Annotated in this window: 15 protein-coding genes; 13 read left to right on the forward strand and 2 right to left on the reverse strand. The window is 72.3% G+C overall.

What is annotated here, in order from left to right; translation table 11 throughout:
• The first annotated feature begins 8 nt into the window (after nucleotides 1-8).
• From ACGF3C_RS09755 to ACGF3C_RS09790, 8 genes are all read left to right on the forward strand, one after another.
• The gene (locus tag ACGF3C_RS09755; protein WP_393220787.1) at nucleotides 9-1,319 is read left to right on the forward strand and encodes a homoserine dehydrogenase; all 1,311 of its coding nucleotides are present in this window, start codon (nucleotides 9-11) and stop codon (nucleotides 1,317-1,319) included.
• Between the two features lie 139 nt (nucleotides 1,320-1,458).
• Complete coding sequence (gene thrC / locus ACGF3C_RS09760; protein WP_357229240.1) at nucleotides 1,459-2,508, forward strand: threonine synthase; 1,050 nt, start codon at nucleotides 1,459-1,461, stop codon at nucleotides 2,506-2,508.
• A gap of 142 nt (nucleotides 2,509-2,650) precedes the next feature.
• A complete protein-coding gene (locus ACGF3C_RS09765; RefSeq protein WP_393220420.1) occupies nucleotides 2,651-5,932 on the forward strand; it encodes an efflux RND transporter permease subunit in 3,282 nt (1,093 codons plus the stop codon).
• 135 nt (nucleotides 5,933-6,067) lie between these two features.
• The gene (locus ACGF3C_RS09770) at nucleotides 6,068-6,910 is read left to right on the forward strand and encodes a polysaccharide deacetylase family protein (protein ID WP_393220423.1); all 843 of its coding nucleotides are present in this window, start codon (nucleotides 6,068-6,070) and stop codon (nucleotides 6,908-6,910) included.
• Between the two features lie 11 nt (nucleotides 6,911-6,921).
• A complete protein-coding gene (locus ACGF3C_RS09775) occupies nucleotides 6,922-8,166 on the forward strand; it encodes an MFS transporter (RefSeq protein ID WP_355008078.1) in 1,245 nt (414 codons plus the stop codon).
• A gap of 64 nt (nucleotides 8,167-8,230) precedes the next feature.
• The gene (gene thrB, locus ACGF3C_RS09780) at nucleotides 8,231-9,175 is read left to right on the forward strand and encodes a homoserine kinase (protein WP_393220427.1); all 945 of its coding nucleotides are present in this window, start codon (nucleotides 8,231-8,233) and stop codon (nucleotides 9,173-9,175) included.
• A gap of 296 nt (nucleotides 9,176-9,471) precedes the next feature.
• Nucleotides 9,472-11,616: a transcription termination factor Rho gene (rho, locus tag ACGF3C_RS09785; RefSeq protein WP_393220430.1), complete on the forward strand. Its 2,145-nt coding sequence runs from the start codon at nucleotides 9,472-9,474 to the stop codon at nucleotides 11,614-11,616.
• 180 nt (nucleotides 11,617-11,796) lie between these two features.
• The gene (locus ACGF3C_RS09790; protein WP_393220433.1) at nucleotides 11,797-15,291 is read left to right on the forward strand and encodes a phosphodiester glycosidase family protein; all 3,495 of its coding nucleotides are present in this window, start codon (nucleotides 11,797-11,799) and stop codon (nucleotides 15,289-15,291) included.
• A 42-nt stretch (nucleotides 15,292-15,333) separates the two neighbouring features.
• Here the strand turns inward: ACGF3C_RS09790 and ACGF3C_RS09795 are convergent, their stop codons facing one another.
• On the reverse strand, nucleotides 15,334-16,230 hold the full coding sequence (locus ACGF3C_RS09795) for an AAA family ATPase (RefSeq protein WP_393220436.1): 897 nt from the start codon (nucleotides 16,228-16,230) through the stop codon (nucleotides 15,334-15,336).
• Between the two features lie 275 nt (nucleotides 16,231-16,505).
• Between ACGF3C_RS09795 and rpmE the strand changes: the two genes are divergently transcribed.
• Nucleotides 16,506-16,730, forward strand: coding sequence for a 50S ribosomal protein L31 (gene rpmE / locus ACGF3C_RS09800; protein WP_355008073.1), 225 nt, complete (start codon nucleotides 16,506-16,508; stop codon nucleotides 16,728-16,730).
• 133 nt (nucleotides 16,731-16,863) lie between these two features.
• Nucleotides 16,864-17,952, forward strand: a complete 1,089-nt coding sequence (prfA, locus tag ACGF3C_RS09805) for a peptide chain release factor 1 (protein ID WP_091405908.1) — start codon at nucleotides 16,864-16,866, stop codon at nucleotides 17,950-17,952.
• A gap of 104 nt (nucleotides 17,953-18,056) precedes the next feature.
• Here prfA and ACGF3C_RS09810 read toward each other — a convergent pair whose 3' ends face one another.
• Nucleotides 18,057-19,601, reverse strand: coding sequence for a GGDEF domain-containing protein (locus ACGF3C_RS09810; RefSeq protein ID WP_357222265.1), 1,545 nt, complete (start codon nucleotides 19,599-19,601; stop codon nucleotides 18,057-18,059).
• 72 nt (nucleotides 19,602-19,673) lie between these two features.
• On the opposite strand from ACGF3C_RS09810, the gene prmC reads away from it, so the two are divergent.
• The 3 genes from prmC to ACGF3C_RS09825 are packed head-to-tail and all read left to right on the forward strand — an operon-like array spanning nucleotide 19,674 to nucleotide 21,880.
• A complete protein-coding gene (gene prmC / locus ACGF3C_RS09815; protein ID WP_393220441.1) occupies nucleotides 19,674-20,621 on the forward strand; it encodes a peptide chain release factor N(5)-glutamine methyltransferase in 948 nt (315 codons plus the stop codon).
• Nucleotides 20,621-21,268, forward strand: coding sequence for an L-threonylcarbamoyladenylate synthase (locus tag ACGF3C_RS09820; RefSeq protein WP_091406475.1), 648 nt, complete (start codon nucleotides 20,621-20,623; stop codon nucleotides 21,266-21,268). Before prmC ends, ACGF3C_RS09820 begins: the two co-directional genes overlap by 1 nt.
• Nucleotides 21,269-21,880, forward strand: coding sequence for a phosphotyrosine protein phosphatase (locus ACGF3C_RS09825; RefSeq protein ID WP_355008069.1), 612 nt, complete (start codon nucleotides 21,269-21,271; stop codon nucleotides 21,878-21,880).
• Nucleotides 21,881-21,932: the final 52 nt, after the last annotated feature.

Raw genomic sequence — 21,932 nt, forward strand, 5'->3', positions numbered from 1 at the left:
CGTCACCTGTGCGCTTGGCGCTGCTCGGCTGTGGCACTGTCGGCCAGGAGGTGGTCCGGCTGCTGCACGAGCAGTCGGCCGACCTCACCGCGCGGATCGGCGCCCCGCTGGAGATCGCCGGCATCGCCGTCCGTCGGCTCGGCCGCGACCGGGGTGACCTGCCGGTCGACGAGGACCTGTTCACCACCGACGCGCTCGGCCTGATCAAGCGCGACGACGTGGACGTGGTCATCGAGGTGGTCGGTGGCATCGAACCGGCCCGGAGTTGGCTGGTCGAGGCGTTGCGCGCCAGCAAGAGCGTGGTCACCGCCAACAAGGCGCTGCTGGCCGAGGACGGCGTGGCCCTGCACGAGGCGGCGGCCGAGGGCGGCGGCGACCTCTACTACGAGGCGTCCGTGGCCGGGGCCATCCCGCTGCTGCGCCCGCTACGGGAGTCGCTGCACGGCGATCGGATCAACCGGGTCACCGGCATCGTCAACGGCACCACCAACTTCATCCTCTCCGCGATGGACGCGACCGGCGCAGGCTTCGCCGAGGCCCTTGAAGAGGCCACCGCCCTGGGGTATGCGGAGGCCGATCCGACCGCCGACGTGGAGGGCTTCGACGCGGCGGCGAAGGCGGCGATCCTCGCCTCGCTGGCGTTCCACACCCGGGTCGGCGCCGCCGACGTGCACCGCGAGGGCATCACCGAGGTGACCGCCGCGGACATGGCCAGCGCCCAGGCGATGGGCTGCACGATCAAACTGCTCTGCATCGCGGCCCGGGGTGTCGACTCCACCGGCCAGGAGACGGTCAGCGTCCGGGTGCACCCGGCGATGATCCCGCGCAGCCACCCGCTGGCCAGCGTCGGGGACGCGTTCAACGCGGTCTTCGTGGAGGCCGACGCGGCCGGGCAGTTGATGTTCTACGGTCGGGGCGCCGGTGGCGCGCCCACCGCCAGCGCGGTGCTCGGTGACGTGGTCGCGGTGTCCCGCAACCGGCTCGCCGGGGTGCGCGCGGCCAGCGAGAGCGCGTACGCGGACCTCGCGGTCCGGCCGATGGGTGAGGCGCTGACCCGCTACCACGTGAGCCTCGACGTGGCCGACCGCCCGGGTGTGCTGGCGTCGGTGGCGAGCGTGTTCGCCCGGCACGACGTGTCGATCGCGACGGTGCGGCAGGGCTCGGCGGGTGGGCCGGCGGGCCGCGACGGCGACGCCGAGCTGGTCATCGTCACCCATGTGGCACCGGACGCCGCGCTCGCCGCGACCGTCGGCGAGCTGCGCGGTCTGGACATCGTCCGGTCGGTCACCAGTGTGCTGCGGGTCGAGGGCGGTGCCTGAGTCGTTGCATCATCGACGGGGCGGCGCGCGCGTCCCGCCAGGTGGGTAGGCGGGGGTGTGCCATTGACCACTCCAGCAGGCTGGTCCAAGGTGGCCCTGACAATCGGGCGGGCACGGCGGTAGAGGCGAGGAGAGCGACATGTGGCGGGGTCTGATCGAGGCGTACCGGGATCGGCTGCCGGTCACCGCGGCCACGCCGGTCGTCACGCTGCACGAGGGCAACACCCCGCTGTTGCCGGCGCCGGTGCTGTCCGCCCGGCTCGGTTGCGACGTGCACCTCAAGGTGGAGGGCGCCAACCCGACCGGCTCCTTCAAAGACCGGGGGATGACCCTCGCGGTGTCCAAGGCGGTCGAGGCCGGCAACAAGGCCATCATCTGCGCCTCCACCGGTAACACCAGCGCCTCCGCCGCGGCGTACGCGGCCCGGGCCGGGTTGACCTGCGCCGTGCTGGTGCCGCAGGGCAAGATCGCGTTGGGCAAGTTGGCCCAGGCGCTGGTGCACGGCGCGAAGCTGCTCCAGGTGAGCGGCAACTTCGACGACTGCCTCGCGACGGCCGCCAAGCTCGCCCAGGACTACCCGGTCGCGTTGGTCAACTCGGTCAACATCGACCGGCTGCACGGCCAGAAGACCGCGGCCTTCGAGATCGTCGAGGCGCTCGGCGACGCGCCCGACATCCACTGCCTGCCGGTCGGCAACGCCGGCAACATCTCCGCGTACTGGATGGGATACGCGGAGGATCGGGCCGCCGGTGCCACCACCCGCACCCCGAAGATGTACGGCTTCCAGGCGGCCGGCGCGGCCCCGATCGTGACCGGCCAGGTGGTGCCGGAGCCGTCCACCATCGCCACCGCGATCCGGATCGGCAACCCGGCGAGCTGGACCAAGGCACTGGATGCCCGAGACGCCTCCGGTGGCCTGATCGCGTCGGTGACCGACCGGGAGATCCTCTCCGCGTACCGTCTGCTCGCCCGTGAGGTGGGGGTCTTCGTCGAGCTGGGCAGCGCGGCCAGCGTGGCCGGCCTGTTGCAGCAGGCCGCGGCGGGCGCGGTGCCGCCCGGCTCCACAGTGGTCTGCACGGTGACCGGCCACGGGCTGAAGGACCCGGAGTGGGCGATTTCCACCGCGCCGGCACCGGTGACCATCGCCAACGACCCGCTGGCCGCGGCGCGCGCCCTCGACCTGGCCTGAGCGCGCCGCCGTCCGGGCGTCTGTTCGACGGCGGGCAGCTGAACGGCGCGACGGCCCGGGGGCGGCGGGGGCCGAGGTATGCGAGTCCGGCACACTTTCGGGTATCCCCGCCCGCATTCTCGTTCAGGAGTGAGCCAGGCCGATGTCGCTGCTCGCCAGATTCAGCCTCGCCAACCGAGGGCTGATTGCCCTCATCGCGGTGGTGACCACGGTGTTCGGAGTGTTCGCCGTGCCGTCGCTGAAGCAGCAACTGCTGCCGTCGCTCGAGTTCCCGGCCGCGTTCATCGTGGCTCCCTTCCCCGGTGCCGGCCCCGAGATCGTCGAGTCGCAGGTGACCGAGCCGATCGAGAACGCCCTCCAGGGCATCCCGGGGCTGGACCAGGTCACCTCCACCTCCCGCGAGGGGGCGGCCACCGTCCAGGTGACGTACGAGTTCGGCACCGACCTCGACGACGTCGTCAACAAGATGCAGACCGCGTTGAGCCGGATCGACTCCCAACTGCCGGAGGGCGTCGACCCGCAGGTCATCGCGGGTAGCACCGACGACCTGCCGGCGGTGGTGCTGGCCGCAACCGGCACCGCGGACGAGCGGGCGCTGGCCGAGAAGCTGCGCGCGACTGTGGTGCCGGAGCTGGAGGGCATCGAGGGGGTACGCACCGTCGAGGTGACCGGCACCCGCGACGACGTCGTGGTGGTCACCCCGGACCCGGCGAAGTTGGCCGCCGCGAAGATCCAGCCGACGGCGATCGGCGCGGCGCTGAAGACCAACGGCGTGGCGGTTCCGGCCGGCGCGGTGACCGACGGAGCGTTGGCCCTCCCGGTGCAGGTCGGCACGCCGATCGCCACCCTGGAGGAGCTGCGCGGCATCGTGGTCGTCCCGGCTGCGGCACCCGTTCGCCTCGGTGACGTGGCGACGGTCGAGCAGCAGCTCGCCCCGGCCACGGCGATCACCCGGACCAACGGCAAGGACAGCCTCGGTATCGCGGTCACCGCGGCACCGGACGGCAACGCCGTGGAGATCTCGCACGAGATCCGGGACCGGCTCGACGACCTGAAGGACGCCTCCGGCGCGGAGCTGACAGTGGTCTTCGACCAGGCGCCGTTCGTCGAGAAGTCGATCGAGTCGCTGACCACGGAGGGCCTGCTGGGCCTGGTGATGGCGGTCATCGTCATCCTGGTCTTCCTGCTGTCGGTGCGCTCGACGGTGGTCACCGCGGTCTCCATCCCGCTCTCCGTGCTGGTGGCGTTGATCGCCCTGTGGATCGGTGACTACTCGCTCAACCTGCTCACCCTCGGCGCGTTGACCATCGCGGTCGGTCGGGTGGTCGACGACTCGATCGTGGTGTTGGAGAACATCAAACGACACCTTGAGTACGGCGAGGAGAAACGGCACGCCATCATCACCGGCGTCCGGGAGGTCGCCGGTGCGGTGACCGCGTCGACCCTCACCACGGTGGCGGTGTTCGCGCCGATCGCGCTGGTCGGCGGGTTCGTGGGCCAGCTCTTCGCGCCGTTCGCGATCACCGTGACGGTGGCCCTGCTCGCCTCGCTGCTGGTGTCGCTGACAGTGATCCCGGTCCTCGCGTACTGGTTCCTCAAGCCGCGCGGCGGCACCGCTGACGACGAGGCGGTACGGCACGCGGCGGAGGAGAAGGAGCTGCGCAGCCCGTTGCAGCGGGCGTACCTGCCCGTGATCGGGTTCGCCACCGGCAAGCGGTCGACCCGTTGGATCACCGTCGGGCTCGGCCTGCTGGTTCTCTTCGGCACCTTCGGTCTGGCGCAGAAGTTGGAGACCAACTTCCTGGACGACTCCGGCCAGGACACCCTCAACATGAGCCAGGAGCTGCCGGCCGGCAGTGGCCTGGCGGCCACCGACGCGGCGGCCAAGCAGGTCGAGTCGGTGCTGTCGAACACCGACGGCGTCGAGACGTACCAGGTGACCGCCGGCGGTGGGGACAACCCGTGGGCGGGCGGCGGCGGCAACAACGTCGCCAGCTGGTCGCTGGCGCTCGACGGTGACACCGACGCGAAGCAGATGCGTGAGGTGCTGCGCAAGGAGTTCGACAAGCTCGGCGCCGGTGTGGGTGAGATCAGCTTCGGTGGCGGGCAGGAGGCGTCGACCAGCCAGCTGGAGGTGATCGTCCAGGCCAGCGACCCGGAGGCGCTGACCCGGGCCGCCGAGGAGGCGCGAGCCGCGATGGCCGGCCTGCCGGACGTCGAGGACGTCTCCACCAGCCTGGCCGCGCGGGTGCCGCGGGTCGACGTGGTGGTGGACCGGGTCGCCGCCGGTCGGGTCGGCCTCACCGAGGCCGCCGTGGGGCAGCTCGTGTCGCAGGCGTTCCGGGGAGCGCCGCTGGGTCAGGTCGCGCTCGACGGCCAGCAGCAGAACGTGGTGCTGCGGTTGGGCACGCAGCCGCCGATGACGGTGGAGGAGCTGCGGGCGCTGCCGGTTGGTCCGGTCAAGCTGGGCGACATCGCGCAGGTCACCCAGGGCGAGGGCCCGCAGCAGGTCACCCGCATCGACGGTGAGCGCAGCGTGTCGGTGACCGGCGCGGCGACCGGCTCGAACCTGGGCGCGACCAGCACCGAGTTGCAGAAGCGGCTGGACGGCCTCAACGTGCCGGGTGCGAGCTTCACCATCGGTGGTGTCAGCGCGGATCAGGCGGACGCCTTCGCGGACCTGGGCCTGGCGGTGCTGGCCGCGATCGCCATCGTCTTCCTGATCATGGTGGCCACGTTCCGTAGCCTCACTCAGGCGCTGATCCTGCTGATCTCCATCCCGTTCGCGTCGACCGGTGCCATCGGTCTGCTGTTGATCACCGGGACGGCGCTCGGTGTGCCGGCGCTGATCGGTGTGCTGATGCTGGTCGGCATCGTGGTGACCAACGCGATCGTGTTGCTCGACCTGATCAACCAGTACCGGGCGCAGGGCATGGGGGTCCGGGAAGCGGTGGTCGAGGGTGGCCGTCGCCGGCTGCGCCCGATCCTGATGACGGCGGTAGCGACGATCTTCGCGCTGCTGCCGATGGCGTTCGGGTTGACCGGTGAGGGCGGCTTCATCTCTCAGCCGCTGGCGGTCGTGGTGATCGGTGGTCTGCTCAGCTCGACGCTGCTCACGCTGATCCTCGTGCCGACGCTCTACACGATGGTGGAGCACACCAAGGAGTCGCTGCGGGCTCGGCGCGCACGACGGCGTTCCGGCGGGTCGGCGGTGACCACGACGACGGAGGCCGACGAGGCGCCAGCGCCGAACCAGGTCGCGGTGCCGAGCGGCGCACCCGCCCCGGTCGCGACCGAGGGTGTGCAGCCGGCCGCGCGACCCGCGCCGTCGGCCGCGCTGGTGGAGGGTACGGACCAGTTCGAGGTGCTGCGGTTGCCGCGTAGCCGTACCTCCCCGCTGCCTCCGGCGGAGCCGACCGAGTAGGTCGCAGAGCGGTTCGGAACGCCCCCGGCGGACTGTCGCCGGGGGCGTTCGCGGTTCATTCGACCGAAAACACTCCGACTCGACCACCCCACACTTTGTGTAACTTCTTGCATACTCCTCGTAGACGGGTGGGGGGTGCGGGTGAAGCGGGGCGGGCAGCTGGCCGAGGGCGCGCGCGGGTGGGGCCGACGCGACCTGCTGCGCCGTGGCCTGCTGGTGGTGGGCGGTGTGGCCATCGGCGCGGGGACGTCCGAGGCGTGGTGGATCACCCATCGCCGGATGCCGATCGCCGGCGGCCCCGCCAGCGCCACCCTCGGCAACGGCCAACAGGATGTCGGCTCCGGCGCGGTGGACGTCGTCTGGTCCGGGCGGACCAACCAGCGCCTGGTGGCCCTCACCTTCGACGACGGGCCGGCACCACAGTGGACTCCCATGGTGCTCGACACACTGGCCCAGCACCGGGTGCCGGCCACCTTCTTCATGGTCGGGGCGCAGGTCCGTCGACACGCCGACGTCGTCCGCGACCGGCTCGCCGGGCACGAGGTGGGCAACCACAGCTGGGAACACCGGGACCTGGCCGAACTGGACGCCGCCGAGGCGTACGACGACCTGCGCCGCAGCCACGACGCGATCGCCGACCTGACCGGGGTGCCGCCGGCGCTCCTCCGCCCGCCGTACGGCCACCTGGGCGGGGCGGTGCTGCACGCGGCGGCCCGGCTGGACTATCGGCTGGTGCTCTGGTCGTTGCAGATGGTGGAGCGCCAGTTCCCCGACGATCCGGCCGGTCACGCCCAACGGATCGTGGCCGAGGTTCGACCGGGAACGATCGTGCTCGGCCACGATGTGGGGGCGCACCGGCGGCTGGTCGCACTGCGGGGTCTGACCGACATGATCAACGGGCTACGGTCGCGTGGTTACACCTTCGTCACGGTTTCGGCGCTGCTGGGAGCGGGTGTGGGTATGACACCGACCAGGTAGGGTCGCGCTCCGTGGCGTCCACCCTCTCGGTTCTGACCGGCAATCGGAGCTTCCGCAACCTCTTCCTCGCCGAGCTTGTGGTCTTCGGCGCCGACTGGTTCGTCATGGTGCCGCTGCTGGTGCTGCTGCCGCACCTGACCGGCAGCGGCGTCTGGGGCGCGCTGGTGTTGGCCGTGGACACCGGCATCGTGGCGTTGCTGCTGCCGTACACCGGCACCATCGCCGACCGCTTCGACCGCCGAAAGATCATGATCGCGGCGAACGTGGCCGCGCTGGCGGGCGTGTTGCTGCTGCTCGGCGTGCGGAACGCCGGAACCGCGTGGCTGGCGCTGGTCGCCATCGGAGTGGTGGCGGTCGCCAAGGCGTTCTACTCGCCGGCCGCCCAGGCCGCGCTGCCCAACGTGCTGGAGCCCCACGAACTCGCCGCTGGCAACGCCGTCGCCGGCTCGGCCTGGGGCACCATGACCGTGGTCGGTGCGTCGCTCGGTGGCGTGCTCAGCACCGCTGCCGGCCCGTACGTCTGCTTCTGGGTTGCGGCGGTGGGCCTGGCGGCGGCCGCGGCCCTCGCCACCCGGATCCGTCGGCCGTTGCAGGCGCCCCGGGACGCCGACCAACCGGCCCAGCGAACCTGGTCGGCGGTCCGCGAGGCGCTCGGCTACATCGGTCACCGCCCCCGGGTGCTCGCGCTGGTCACCGTCAAGTCCGCGGTGGGCCTGGGCAACGGCGTGCTGACAGTGTTTCCGCTGCTGGCCGGCGTGTACGGTGTCGGCCCGCTCGGCGCCGGCCTGCTCTTCGCCGTACGTGGCGCGGGAGCGTTGGTGGGGCCGATCCTGATGCGCCGGGTGTTGACCAACCGGGCCTGGCTGCTGCCCGGGCTCGCGCTGTCCATGTCGCTCTACGGCCTGTCCTACCTGGGCACCTCGGTGGTGCGATGGTTTCCGCTGGTGCTGCTGCTGGTCTTCGTGGCGCACTTCGCGGGTGGCAGCAACTGGGTGATGTCGAACTTCGCCCTTCAGGGTGAAGTCCCGGACCGGTTGCGGGGCCGCGTCTTCGCCACCGACATGATGCTGGCGACGCTGGCGATCTCGGTGAGTCAACTGGCGGTGGCCCTGGTGGTGGACTCGGTCGACGAACGGGTGGTGCTCGCTGGCTGCGGTCTGATCACCCTCGTGTACGCGGTCGGCTGGCGGATCGCCACCCGCCGGCTGTCGCTCACCGATCCGGCCGTCGAGCCGGTCCCGGACCCGGCCGGCTGAACTCGACGGTCCCAGGCAGCGGGTGCGGGACCGGTTCGTCGGTCCCGAGCCCTAGCATGGGCGCGTGCCGACGAACTTCACCGCCGAGCCGGTCCGGGTCCGCGTCCCGGCGACCAGCGCCAACCTGGGCCCGGGCTTCGACGCGCTGGGTCTCGCCCTCGGGCTCTACGACGACGTGGCCGCCGAGGTCGCCTCGGGCGGTGTCCGGGTGACAGTGAGCGGGCAGGGCGCCGGTGAGCTACCCGACGACGACCGGCACCTGGTGGTGCGGGCCATGCGCGCCGCGTTCGACGTGCTCGGGGCCCACCCCGCGGGGCTCAGCGTGGAGTGCGTCAACCGGATCCCGCAGGCACGTGGGCTGGGCTCCTCGTCCGCCGCGATCGTCGCCGGGGTGTTGCTGGCCCGTGCCCTGGTCGTCGATGGGGAGCAGCGCCTCGACGACGCCGGCGCGCTGCGACTGGCAGCCGAGATCGAGGGCCACCCCGACAATGTGGCACCGTGCCTGCTCGGCGGTTTCACTGTGGCCTGGTCCGAGCCGAGCGGCGCACGGGCGGTTTCGCTGCCGGTCGCCGCAGCGGTGCGGCCCACTGTTTTCGTTCCGACGGAACGCGGTTTGACCGCGACCGCGCGGGCGGCCCTGCCGGCAACCGTGCCGCACGGTGACGCCGCGTTGACCGCCGGGCGGGCAGCGCTGCTGGTGCACGCGCTCACCACGGACCCGACCCTGCTGCTGCCGGCGACCGTCGACCGACTCCATCAGGATTACCGCGCAGCCGGGATGCCAGACACGTCTGCCCTGGTCAGCGCGTTGCGTGCGGCCGATGTGGCAGCTGTGGTCAGTGGGGCGGGGCCGACTGTGCTGGCGCTCAGTCAGCCTCCGGCGGGCTTCCCAGTGGGAACAGACTGGGAGATCTGGCAGTTACCGATAGACGTCAGCGGCGCGCGGGTCGCACGGGGTAGACTTGGACACGCCGAGCGGGACCCTGTTGCCGCAGGTCGGAAGAGTTGATTACGCTCTAGACCTAGCACAGCCGCGAAGCACGCGATCTCCTGCGGGGCGGCGCACCCCCGAAGCTCTCGGCGGTCAGCCCGTCTACCCCTGCCAAAGGCCCACGCCGCACCGCAGTTTCCACAGGTCGCCGCAGACGGCGAGACCTGCTCACCGACGTTGGTGAGTCGGGATACCGACCGGCTGCTGTGTCACAGACTCCCGCGACGCGTCCTTGCGAGGCGGGTGCACCGAGGCCGCCCGGCCACCTGAGCTCCGACTCCGGGCAGTCCCGGCCTATCGAGGGAAGGAATCCATTGAGCGACACCACCGACGTGACGTCGGATGTTTCCAACGTCGCTGGCGATGCCACCGCAGCCGCTCCCGCCCGTCGTCGGCGTAGCGGCACCGGTCTGTCGGCGATGCTGCTGCCAGAGCTGCAGAGCCTGGCTGCGTCGCTCGGCATCTCCGGCACGGCTCGCATGCGCAAGGGCGAGCTGATCGCCGCGATTTCCGAGCGGCAGGGCGGCAACGCCGCCGGGACCCCTCGACCACGGGCCGAGGTCGCGGCCGCGGCCGCCCCGACCCGTGAGGGAGTGCGCGCCGAGGTGCGGGAGACCGCCGACCGGCCGGCAGCCGAAGGACGCGGTGCCGAGCAGGCGCCGGCCGAGCCGGCCGCCGAGACCGAGGGCCGTAGCCGCACCCGGCGGAGCCGGACCGCAACGGCGGAGGCCCGTACCACCGAGGCTCGCCCCGCTGAGGCGCGGACGACCGAGGCGCGGGCGACCGAGGCACGGACGACCGAGCCGCGTAGCGACGAGGCGGAAGCCGGCGAGCGGGCCGAGCGTGGCGAGAACCGCCGCGACCGGGCCGAGCGTCCGGAGCGCGCCGAGCGTGCCGACCGGGGCGAGCGGACCGAGCGGGCCGAGCGGACCGAGCGTGCCGACCGGGGTGAGCGTGCCGACCGGGGTGAGCGTGCCGACCGGGGTGAGCGTGCCGAGCGTGGCGAGCGCAACGACCGGGGCGACCGTGCCGATCGGGGCGACCGTGGCGAGCGCAACGACCGGGGCGAGCGCAACGACCGGGGCGAGCGTTCCGACCGGGGCGAGCGGGCCGAGCGTAACGACCGACCCGACCGCGGTGACCGCAACGACCGCAACGACCGTGGTCAGCGTGCCGAGCGGGACAGCGACGACGACGACGAGGGTGGCGGCCGGCGCGGCCGGCGCAGCCGTTTCCGGGACCGTCGCCGTGGGCGCGGCGAGCGTACCGAGACCGGTACCGACACCGGCGGGCGTGAGCCGCAGGTCAACGAGGATGACGTACTCGTCCCGGTGGCCGGCATCATCGACGTGCTCGACAACTACGCCTTCGTGCGGACGACCGGTTACCTGGCCGGCCCGAACGACGTGTACGTCTCGATGTCCCAGATCAAGAAGTACGGCCTGCGCCGCGGTGACGCGATCACCGGTGCGGTGCGGGCGGCCCGAGAGGGCGGCAACAGCGGCGACCAGCGGCGCGACAAGTACAACCCGCTGATGCGGCTGGACACGATCAACGGGATGGAGCCCGAGGAGGCCCGGCGTCGTCCGGAGTTCTACAAGCTCACCCCGCTCTACCCGCAGGAGCGCCTGCGGCTGGAGACCGAGCCGCACATCCTCACCACCCGGGTCATCGACCTGGTCATGCCGATCGGCAAGGGCCAGCGGGCACTCATCCAGTCTCCGCCCAAGGCGGGTAAGACGATGGTGCTGCAGGCGATCGCGAACGCGATCACCCGCAACAACCCGGAGTGCCACCTGATGGTGGTGCTGGTGGACGAGCGGCCCGAAGAGGTCACCGACATGCAGCGGTCGATCAAGGGCGAGGTCATCGCGGCCACGTTCGACCGTCCGCCGCAGGACCACACCACAGTGGCGGAGCTGGCCATCGAGCGGGCCAAGCGCCTCGTCGAGCTTGGGCACGACGTCGTCGTGCTGCTCGACTCGGTGACCCGGCTCGGTCGGTCGTACAACCTGGCGGCGCCGGCCAGCGGCCGGATCATGTCGGGTGGTATCGACTCCACGGCGCTGTACCCGCCGAAGCGCTTCCTCGGCGCGGCCCGCAACATCGAGAACGGCGGGTCGCTGACCATCATCGCCACGGCGCTGGTGGAGACCGGGTCCATGGCGGACACGGTCATCTTCGAGGAGTTCAAGGGCACCGGCAACGCCGAGTTGAAGCTGGACCGGAAGATCGCCGACAAGCGGACCTTCCCGGCCATCGACATCAACCCGTCCGGTACGCGTAAGGAAGAGGTCCTGCTCGCACCGGAAGAGCTGGCCATCATCCACAAGCTCCGGAAGGTGCTGCACTCGCTGGACTCGCAGGCCGCGATGGATCTCCTGCTGGACCGGCTCAAGCAGTCCCGCACGAACATCGAGTTCCTGATGCAGATCGCGAAGTCGACGCCGGGGGAGTAACCGTCCCCGGGTGACGACGAAGGGGCACGGCCATCGCGGCCGTGCCCCTTCGTCATGTTCCCGGGCCCGACATCCGCAGCCGGCGGGAGATGACGCCCGCGCCGTCAGGTGATGGAATTTTCCTTCGGTTCAGTCGACAGGTATTGAAACTTCTATTCATTGCCGGGTTGACTGTCGTCCATGCGTACCCGCAGACGATCCGCCCGCCGCACCGGCGTCCTGCTGCTGACGCCGCTGCTCGCCCTGGCCCTGTCGCCGCCGGCCACCGCCGCGCCCACCATCGACCCGCCCACACCGGCTTCACCGTCCGTGGCATCACCCACCATCGCCGAGGACGCGCCGCCCGCGTCCTCCCGCCCGGCCGGCTCGGTCAGCCTGTCCGCCGCGCCGACGGTCGCGACCGCCCCGACCACCGACGCTGGTGGTCTGGAGCCGGCCGGCGGGCTGGAGACCACGAAGGCCACCCGGCCGGTCGCGCCGGGCGTGCAACTGACGTCCTTCGACCGGTACGACGCCGAGGGCTGGCTGCGCGCCGACGCGCTCACCACCGACCTGGCCGGCGGCTCCACGGTCGACTACGTCAACTCCGGTGCGGTCAGCCGGGCCGAGCCGCTGCGAAAGGCGGTGGACCAGTCGCGCGCTGTCGCCGCGGTCAACGGCGACTTCTTCGACATCAACAACTCCGGTGCCGCCCAGGGCGTCGGCGTCCGTGACGGCGAGCTGATCCAGTCGGGGGTCAGCGGTCATCGCAACGCGGTGGCGGTCACCACCAACGGGGTCGGGCGGGTGATCGAGGTGAACTTCGACGGCAGCGCCGCCCTGCCCACCGGGCCCGTCCCGCTGACCCAGTTCAACAACATGGTGCAGGCCGACGGCATCGGCGCCTTCACCGAGCTGTGGGGGACGTACTCCCGGCAGCGTGCCGTGGAGGGCGCGGCCCGGGTGGTCGAGGTCACCGTCACCGGCGGTCGGGTGGCCGCGGTGGAAAGCGTGGCCGGTAGCGGCCCGATCGTCGCGGGCAGCACCGTGCTGCTCGGCCGCGACCTCGGCGCGGACGCGCTTGCCGGTCTGCGCCCCGGTGACCCGGTGGCGGTCGCCTGGCGGCCGAAGCCGTCCGACGGCAGCACCCTGCACGCGGCGGTCGGGGGCGGCAACGTCCTCGTTCGCGACGGCGTCGTGCAGGCCATCGCCGACCCGACCCTCGCACCCCGCACCGCCGTCGGGTTCAGCGCCGACGGTCGAAAAATGATCATGCTGACGGTGGACGGCCGTCAGGTCGACAGCCGAGGCGTGACGCAGACCGAGATGGGCCGGATGATGGCCGAGTTGGGCGCCCACCACGCGCTCAACCTGGACGGTGGCGGATCGTCCACGCTGCTGGCCCGGGAGCCGGGCGCGCCCGCCGTGCAGCTGGAGAACGGCCCCTCCGACGGCAGCGAGCGGGCCGTGCCCAACGGCCTGGCCATCTACGCGCCGAAGGGCAGCGGGCGACTCACCGGCTACTGGGTCGAGACGGCCAGCGACCCCACCGCCGCCCCGGGCGTCTCACCGGTGCGAGGTGGACGGCCCGACCGGGTCTTCCCGGGGCTGACCCGCACTCTCACGGCATCCGGCTACGACGAGACGTACGGCCCGGCGTCCGGCGCCCCCACCTGGCGGGCGACCCCGGCGGTACGCGGCCGGGTCGACAGTGACGGCGTGTTCCACGCCGCCGCGCCGGGGGCCAGCACGGTCACCGCCGGACGGGGGCGGGTCACCGGCTCGCTGAACCTCACGGTGCTCGGCCCGCTGGCCCGGATCGGCACCACCGCGCCGCGGGTCGGGCTGACCGGCCGGGACGGTGACGCCCTGGTCGGCGTCGTCGGGTACGACGCCGAAGGCAACACCGCGCCGATCGAGCCAGACGACCTCACCCTCGACTACGACCGGGACCTGCTGCGGATCACCCCCACCGGGGACGGCAACCTGTCCATCGCCGCGTTACGGGACGCCGGCTCCGGCCTGGTGACCGTTCACGTCGGACGCACGAGCGCTGTCCTGCCGGTCACCGTCGGGCTGACCGACGTGCCGGTCGCCGGTTTCGACGACGCCGCGTCCTGGCGGTTCAGTCAGGCCCGTGCCAGCGGTTCGGTGGCGCCGGCGCCCGGGCACACCGGCACCGGCCTGCGAATGTCGTACGACTTCAGCCAGTCCACCGGCACGCGGGCCGCGTACGCCGACCCGCCCGCCTGGATCGAGGTGCCCGGTCAACCGCAGGCCTTCGGGATGTGGATCCACGGCAACGGCACCGGGGAATGGCCCAGCCTGCACCTGCACGACGCCCAGGACACGCAACACGTGCTGCGTGGCCCACTGATCACCTGGACCGGTTGGCGGTACGTGGAGTTCGCGGTGCCGGCCGGGGTGCAGTACCCGGTGCGGGTACGCCGCTTCTACGTGGCCGAGACGAACGCCGCGGCGCAGTACAGCAGCGAGGTGATCATCGACGACCTGGTGGCGAAGGTGCCACCGACTGTCGACGTGCCGGAGGTGGCCCCGCGTACCGATCGGGTGGTGGTCCGCGACGGCACTGTCGACGGCGCGTCGTGGCGGTTCGCTGTGCTCTCCGACGCCCAGTTCGTCGCCGCCGACCCGGACAGCGACCTGGTCGCCCAGGCCCGGCGGACGCTGCGCGAGGTGCTGGCGGCCCGGCCGGACTTCCTCCTGATCAACGGCGACTTCGTGGACACCGCCTACCCGGCCGACTTCGCGCTGGCCCGGCGGATCCTCGACGAGGAGTTGGGCGACGCGCTGCCCTGGTACTACGTGCCCGGCAACCACGAGATCATGGGCGCTCCGATCAGCAACTTCGCGGCCGCGTTCGGTGCCACCTCCCGGGTGTTCGACCACAACGGCACCCGGTTCGTCACGCTGAACTCGTCCACCGGGACGCTGCGCGGCGGAGGCTTCGACCAGGTACGGATGCTCCGCGAGACGCTGGACGCCGCGGCCACCGACCGGCGCGTGGGTTCGGTCGTCGTCCTGCACCACCACCCGACGCGTGACCCCAGCCCGGCGCAGGCCAGCCAGCTCGGCGACCGCAAGGAGGCGGCGCTGCTGGAACAGTGGCTGGCCGACTTCCAGCACCGCACCGGCAAGGGCGCGCTGTTCGTGGGCGGGCACGTCGGCACCTTCCACGCCGACCGGGTGGACGGGGTGCCGTACGTGATCAACGGCAACGCCGGCAAGACGCCGTCCACCCCTGCCGACCAGGGCGGCTTCACCGGTTGGACGGAGTTCGGCGTGGACCCGGTGACCCCGGCCGAGGCTGACCGGGCCCGTCGTGACCCCCTCGCCGAGGGCCCGCGTTGGGTGGACGCGGAGTTCCACGCGCACGCCGACCGCCTAACCGTGGCCGCCCCGGCCAGCGTCGCGGTCGGCACCCCCGTGGCGGTCACCGCCACGCTGACCCAGCCCGGCGGGCGTACGGTCCCGGTGGCCGCACCGGTCAGCGCCGACTGGTCGGCGTCGCCGGGAGTGCACGTCGGCTCGGCGGCCGGGGTGCGCCCCTGGCACATCGCCCGATTCGACCCGGCCACCGGCACCCTGACGGCACTGCGGCCCAGCGCGCCGATACGCCTGACGGTCGAGGTGAACGGCGCGCGTGCCGAGGCCACCGTCACCGTCACCGGGTGAACCGTCCGGACGGGCCCCACGCGCGGGGCCCGTCCGGACACCTCAGAAGTCGCCGTCGGCCACCTGGAAGACGGTGAGGCCCAGGGACCGCCACATCTGGACCACCTGGACGCGGTCGTCGAAGACGCCGGCCACCCGGTAGCGGTCCCGGATCTCCCGGTCGTAGATCTCCCGCTTGACGATCGAGTCCTTCCGGGCGTCGCCGACGGCGCGCAGGTGCAGGCCCAGGTACGGCACTCGTACGTGCCGGGCCAGCCACGCCTCGGTGGCCGCGCGGGCGGAGGCGTCCCGCCCGGAGCAGAAGACCACCCCGTACCCGGCGGCGTGCATCGCCCGGACCGCCGCGATCACCGCCGCGTTCGGCTGGTCCTCGCCCACCCGGGTCATGTCGTACGGGCTGCGGGAGACGGCCAGCGCGACTGTGCCGTCGATGTCCACCAGGACGATCTCCGGTGGCTCGGTCGACGGCGGGTGCACCACGGCGGGTCGTCCGGTGCGAGCCTGCGGCACCGGCAACGGCAACTCCCGCCCCTGAAGGTAGCGCTCGTGCAGCCGGCGGATCGCGTCCGCGCCGACCTGGTCGGTGGCCGGGCGGGCGGCGTCGCGGCGCAGGCACTCGTCCAGCGGCACGTCGGTGAAGTCGTGCACCTCGAAGTCCGCACCGTGGCGGGCGGCCAGCTCGGCCCAGCCGCGCAGGGTCGGCGCGCGCAGGTTGGTGTCGTCCACGCAGACGTCCGCTCGGGCCCGCAGCAGCGCCTCGACCTGAGCCTGCTGTACGGCCGTCACCTGCGCCTCGGCCCACTGGGTGAACAGCCGTTCGCCGTGCAGCATCCGACGCAGATCGTCCCGGTTCACCCGCGACACGGACGGCTGGAGCGTGCGGGCGAACGTCGTCTTGCCTGAGGCGGGCAGTCCCCGGGTGGCGATCAGACGGGTCATCGGCCCACCTCCGGCTCGACGGGCGTACCCCGGCCGGGGTACCTGGCGGCGGTCCGCCGGGTGCGCGAATGCCCCGCCGGGCGGCGGGAATGCGGACGGGTAGGCACGTGTTGACGATGCCGGACGAGGTGTGCGGCCCGATTACCGGGTCGGCTCAGGCCCATGGCACACTGGTCAATCGGCCACCGGTTCCGGTTCACGCCCGAGCCCGTCGCGTACGGCGCGACGAGCGATGACGGCGACCCGGCGACCACCAACGAGAGGACCGAGGCGAGATGAAGGCAAACATCCACCCGGAGTACGTGACCACCGAGGTCAGCTGCTCCTGTGGCAACACGTTCACGACCCGCAGCACCGCCAAGGGCGGCACGATCCACGCCGAGACCTGCAGCGCCTGCCACCCGTTCTACACCGGTAAGCAGCGCGTTCTCGACACCGCCGGCCGGGTCGCGAAGTTCCAGCAGAAGTACGCCAAGGTTCAGGCCAAGAAGGCCAAGTAACTCCCCGTTCGGCGCCCGCGTCCGGTTTTTCACCGGACGCGGGCGCCGTCCGCGTTTTCCTCCACTTCCGCCCGGCCGCTGGCCTCCCGGCCCCGGCCCGGTCGTCGCGCACCGTCGAAGGAGCATCCGCAGCATGAGCAGCGAGCGTCTGGCCGGCCTTCTCGACGAGTACGCGGAGCTGGAGAAGCGGTTGGCCGATCCGGCCATCCACGCCGACCAGGCCACCGCGCGCAGGGTCGGCCGCCGGTACGCCGAGCTGGTGCCGCTGCACAAGGCCGCCGACGAGTTGGAGCAGGCCCGCGCCGATCTGGCCGCGGCTCGCGAGCTGGCCGCCGAGGACCCGTCCTTCGCGGCTGAGGCGGACGCCATCGCCGGGTCCCTGCCGGTGTTGGAGGAACGGCTCGCCGAGCTGCTCATTCCGCGCGACCCGCACGACGCCAAGGACGTGATCGTCGAGATCAAGGCCGGTGAGGGTGGCGAGGAGTCAGCGCTGTTCGCCGGTGACCTGCTGCGGATGTACACCCGGTACGCCGAGCGGCACGGCTGGGTCACCGAGGTGATCGACGCACAGGATTCCGACCTCGGCGGGGTCAAGGACGTCTCCCTGGCGATCAAGACCAAGGGTGTGCCGGACGGTGGCAACGGCGTCTGGTCGCGGCTCAAGTGGGAGGGCGGGGTGCACCGGGTGCAGCGTGTCCCGGTGACGGAGTCGCAGGGCCGGATCCACACCAGCGCCGCCGGGGTGCTGGTGCTTCCGGAGGCCGAGGACGTCGACGTCACGATCGACCAGAACGAGTTGCGCATCGACGTGTTCCGCTCGTCCGGCCCGGGTGGCCAGTCGGTGAACACCACCGACTCGGCGGTGCGGATCACCCACCTGCCGACCGGCATCGTCGTCTCCTGCCAGAACGAGAAGTCCCAGTTGCAGAACCGGGAGCAGGCGATGCGGATCCTGCGGGCCCGGCTGCTCGCCGCCGCCCAGGAGCAGGCCGACGCCGCCGCCTCGGACGCGCGCAAGGCCCAGGTGCGCACCGTGGACCGCTCGGAGCGGATCCGCACCTACAACTTCCCGCAGAACCGGATCACCGATCACCGGATCGGCTACACCGCGTACAACCTGGATCTGGCGCTCGGCGGCGAGTTGGACGGGGTGCTGGACGCTCTCACCGAGGCCGACCGGGCCGCCCGGCTGGCCGGCGACACCGAGCTGACCCGCCGCTGACCCCGGCCCGCCCGGGTCGATCATGGACTTGTGGTGGGTTGATTGTGGCGTCGCGGGCCTTTTGTGGGGCACCACAACTCCATGATCGACCCCGCGAGGGGTGATCAGCTTGCGCGCGGGCGGGTCTTGGCGCGGAGCATCTCGCGGTCGGCCTGCTCGAACGCGACGCTGAGCGCGTCGCGCAGCCCGCTGCCACCGGAGACCTCGGCGAAGCCGATGCTGACCCCGACCGGGGTGCCCGGGACCAACGACTCCCAGTCCTCCAGGCGGACCGCCGCCTCGATCCGGCGGGCCACCTCGGCGGCCTCGATCATGCCGGTGTCCGGCAGCACCACCACGAATTCGTCACCGCCGTAGCGGGCCACGAAGTCGCCCCGGCGCATCACCCGGTTGATCACGCCGGCGATGCGTTGCAGCACCAGGTCGCCCGAGTGGTGCCCGTGCCGGGTGTTGACCGCCTTGAAACCGTCCAGGTCGCAGACGCCGATCACCACTCGATCGCCGCGGGTGACCACGGCCGTGATGTAGCGCTCCAACCGGCGGCGGTTGGGCAGCCCGGTGAGCGGGTCGGTCAACGCCTCGCCCTCGAAGCGTGCCGCCTCACGGCGCATCTCCTCGTGGTCGATGCGGGCGGCGATGCCGTCGATGTAGACGTCACGCAGCCGGTCGTTGCGCTGCGCGGCGAGCCGGAACGCCAGCCGGTCGGCCCGGTGCGCCGCCAGGTGGTCCCCGGCACGGGTCAACGCGATGCTGCGCAGCCGGGCCGGCTCGGCCGCCCCGAGCGTCTCGTTGGAGACCTGGACGGTGTCCAGTCGGGCGACCGCCTCGATCGGCCGACCGTCGGCGACGGCGAGGCACACCTGCCCGAGCTGACGCAGGTCGCGGGCGCGGGCGCTGTCCCCGCCGTGGGTCATCAACCGGGCCGGCTCGGGGCCTTCGGTCGCCACCTGATCGCCGAGCGCGGCCTGTCGAGCCGCCGCATAGCCGTACGCGGCGAGGCTGCTCGGGCGTAGCTGGGCCGCCCGCCCGGCGCGGACGAAGCGGGTCAGGTCGGCGGCCACGTCCCGGAGCACCCGCAGGCAACCGTCGCTGTCGCCGTTGTGGTCGAGGGCCACCGCGTTGCGCAGCCGGATGCCCGGCGCGGCGAACGTCTCCTCCGGGATCCCGGCGGTCAGCCCGAGCTGCCGGGCCCGCTCGATGGCCCCCAGGGCGTACCCGTGGAAGCTGAGGTAGCTGTAGGCCATGGCCAGGTCGTGCCAGCCCCAGGCGGTGTCCCGGTCCGGGTCGGCGACGGCGCCCAGCGCCCGGGCCGCCCGGACGAGGTGCATGACGCAGCGGTCCAGTGCGCCCTGGTGGTGCGCGGCGAGCGCGGCAAGGGCGTTGAGGTGACCGTGCAGATAGGGCTCGGCGAGGTCGCGGACCGCCGCCGACGCCTCTTCGATGGCCCGGGTGAACTCCGCCGTCCGACCGAGATTGATCAGCGCGGAGAGGCGCTGCACCATGGCGTCCGCTCGCGCCGCCGGGTCGTCGGTGGTGCGGATCACACGCTCCAGCAGGACGTACGCCTCCGCGGAGCGGCTGGCCTCCTGCAACGCCCGGGCGTGCGTCAGGGCGTCAACCTGGTCATCGACCCGGTCGAGCCAGCCCACCCGTCAACCTCCTGTCGTGCGCGCTGGGCGCACCTGTTCGTCACGTCGCCCGCGACGCTTCATGATTATGTCGTGAGTACTTTGCCGCAACACCCCCCCGAAGGGACAGGCCCCATCCGGCCGTCCGCCGCGGTGGCCCGAGCGACCCGCGCCCTCGCCGCCGCCGGGGTCGGCTCCGCCCGGGTGGAGGCCGAGTTGCTGGCGGCGTACGTGCTCGGGGTTTCCCGGGGTCGGTTGGCCATCGCCGACGACCTGAGCGACGACCAGGTGGTGCGGCTCGACGAGTTGACGCGCCGCCGCGCCGCGCGTGAGCCGTTGCAGCACCTGACCGGGCGGGCCGGGTTCCGGCACCTGGAGCTGTCGGTCGGCCCGGGTGTCTTCGTGCCCCGCCCGGAGACCGAGCTGTTGGCCGGCTGGGGCGTCGAGCAGGCCCAGGGGCGGCCCGACCCGGTGGTGGTGGACCTGTGCAGCGGCTCGGGCGCGATCGCCCTCGCGGTGGCTCAGGAGCTGCCGGGAGCGCGGGTGATCGCTGTGGAGCGGTCTGCGGGGGCGCTGGTGTGGCTACGGCGCAACGCGGCGGAGCGCGCCGCGGCGGGGGACCGGCCGATCGAGGTGGTCGAGGCCGATGTGACAGCGCCGGACCTGCTGGCCGAACTGGTGGGCCGGGTGGACGTCCTGCTCTGCAACCCGCCGTACGTGCCGGACGACGTGGTGGTCCCGCCGGAGGTGGCCGGGCACGACCCCGCGGAGGCGGTCTTCGGCGGCGCGGACGGCCTGGTGGTGATCCGGCCGGTCGTCGCCAGGGCGGCGGTGCTGTTGCGCCCGGGGGGTGTGTTCGGCGTCGAGCACGACGACACCCACGGCGCGGCGGTGCCCGAGCTGCTCGCCCAGGACGGCGGCTTCACCGCTGTCGCGGAGCATCTGGACCTCACCGGGCGTCCCCGCTACGCGACCGCGTCCCGACGGGCGGACGGCCAGCACGCCCCGATCGGGGCGGCGTGGCAGACTGACTCCTCGTGATGCTCTACGACTGCCGATCGCCCGCCGATCGGGACCGCGGCATCGCCGCGGCGATCGAGGCGGTCAAGAACGGCGAGCTGGTCGTTCTCCCGACGGACACCGTGTACGGGATCGGCGCGGACGCGTTCACCCCGTACGCGGTGAAGGCGCTGCTCGATGCCAAGGGCCGGGGTCGGCAGATGCCGCCGCCGGTGCTGATCGGCTCGCGGCACACCCTGGACGGGTTGGTCTTCTCGCTGCCCACGGCCGCCCGGGACCTCGTGGAGGCGTTCTGGCCGGGTGCCCTGACGATCGTGGTCGAGCACTCGCCGAGCCTGCAGTGGGACCTGGGCGACAAGACCGGCACGGTGGCGGTGCGGATGCCGCTGCACCCGGTGGCGTTGGAGGTGCTGCGCGAGACCGGCCCGATGGCGGTCTCGTCGGCCAACAAGACCGGCCAGCCGGCCGCGGTCACCGCTGACGAGGCACGTGACCAGCTCAGCTACTCGGTGCGGGCCTACCTGGAGGCCGGCCCCTGCCCGGATCCGGTGCCCAGCACGATCGTCGATCTGACCGGTGAGGTGCCGCAGCTGTTGCGGGCCGGGGCGATCCCGTTGGAGAAGCTGCGCGACGTGGTTCCGGATCTCGTCGACGGTCGGGCGGTCTGAGTGCCACCGTTCACTGTTCTGCACGTCTGCATGGGCAACATCTGCCGCTCGCCGATGGCGGAGCGGCTGCTGGCCCTGGCGGTGCGGGAGCGGCTGACCCGCCGTTCGCAGGACCCGGCCCAGGCCGAGGAGCTGGTGCACAGCCACAGCGCCGGCACGGGTGGCTGGCACGCGGGCGAGGAGATGAACCCGCCGGCGGCACGGCAGGTCACCGGCCGTGGTGGGGACGTGGCGGGGTTCGCCGCGCGCAAGCTGCGCTCGGACCACATCGACGCCGCCGACCTGGTCCTGACCGCCACCGCCGACCAGCAGGAGTACGTGGTGGCGCTTCGTCCGGACGCGGCGGCCCGCACGTTCGTGCTGGGCGAGTTCGGCCGGCTGCTGGCCGCCGTGGACACCGCCGCGCTGCCGCCTGGTGACGCCACCCCGGAGGCCGTGTACGCCCGGGGGATGGCCCTGGTGGCGGCAGCGCACGACGCGCGGCTCGGCGCCTCGGCGCTGACCACCGATGATCTGGATGACCCGTGGGGTCGTGGCGACCAGTGCTTCAGCCGGGTCGCCGACGAGATCGAGGAGACGGTCCACCCGCTGGCCGGCGCGCTGCTGCCCTGAGCGTGGTGCGAGTTTCCTCCGGGTTTGGGGAAAACCCAGGGCCAAAGGGGCG

The sequence above is a fragment of the Micromonospora sp. NPDC047762 genome, from assembly GCF_043204655.1.
GTDB lineage: Bacteria > Actinomycetota > Actinomycetes > Mycobacteriales > Micromonosporaceae > Micromonospora.

Bases quoted from the DNA above. Each gene is read 5' to 3' on its own strand.
- ACGF3C_RS09795 (WP_393220436.1), bottom strand. From the start codon at position 16,230: ATGACCCGTCTGATCGCCACCCGGGGACTGCCCGCCTCAGGCAAGACG.
- ACGF3C_RS09790 (WP_393220433.1), top strand. From the start codon at position 11,797: ATGCGTACCCGCAGACGATCCGCCCGCCGCACCGGCGTCCTGCTGCTG.
- rpmE (WP_355008073.1), top strand. From the start codon at position 16,506: ATGAAGGCAAACATCCACCCGGAGTACGTGACCACCGAGGTCAGCTGC.
- thrC (WP_357229240.1), top strand. From the start codon at position 1,459: ATGTGGCGGGGTCTGATCGAGGCGTACCGGGATCGGCTGCCGGTCACC.
- prfA (WP_091405908.1), top strand. From the start codon at position 16,864: ATGAGCAGCGAGCGTCTGGCCGGCCTTCTCGACGAGTACGCGGAGCTG.
- ACGF3C_RS09765 (WP_393220420.1), top strand. From the start codon at position 2,651: ATGTCGCTGCTCGCCAGATTCAGCCTCGCCAACCGAGGGCTGATTGCC.
- ACGF3C_RS09820 (WP_091406475.1), top strand. From the start codon at position 20,621: ATGCTCTACGACTGCCGATCGCCCGCCGATCGGGACCGCGGCATCGCC.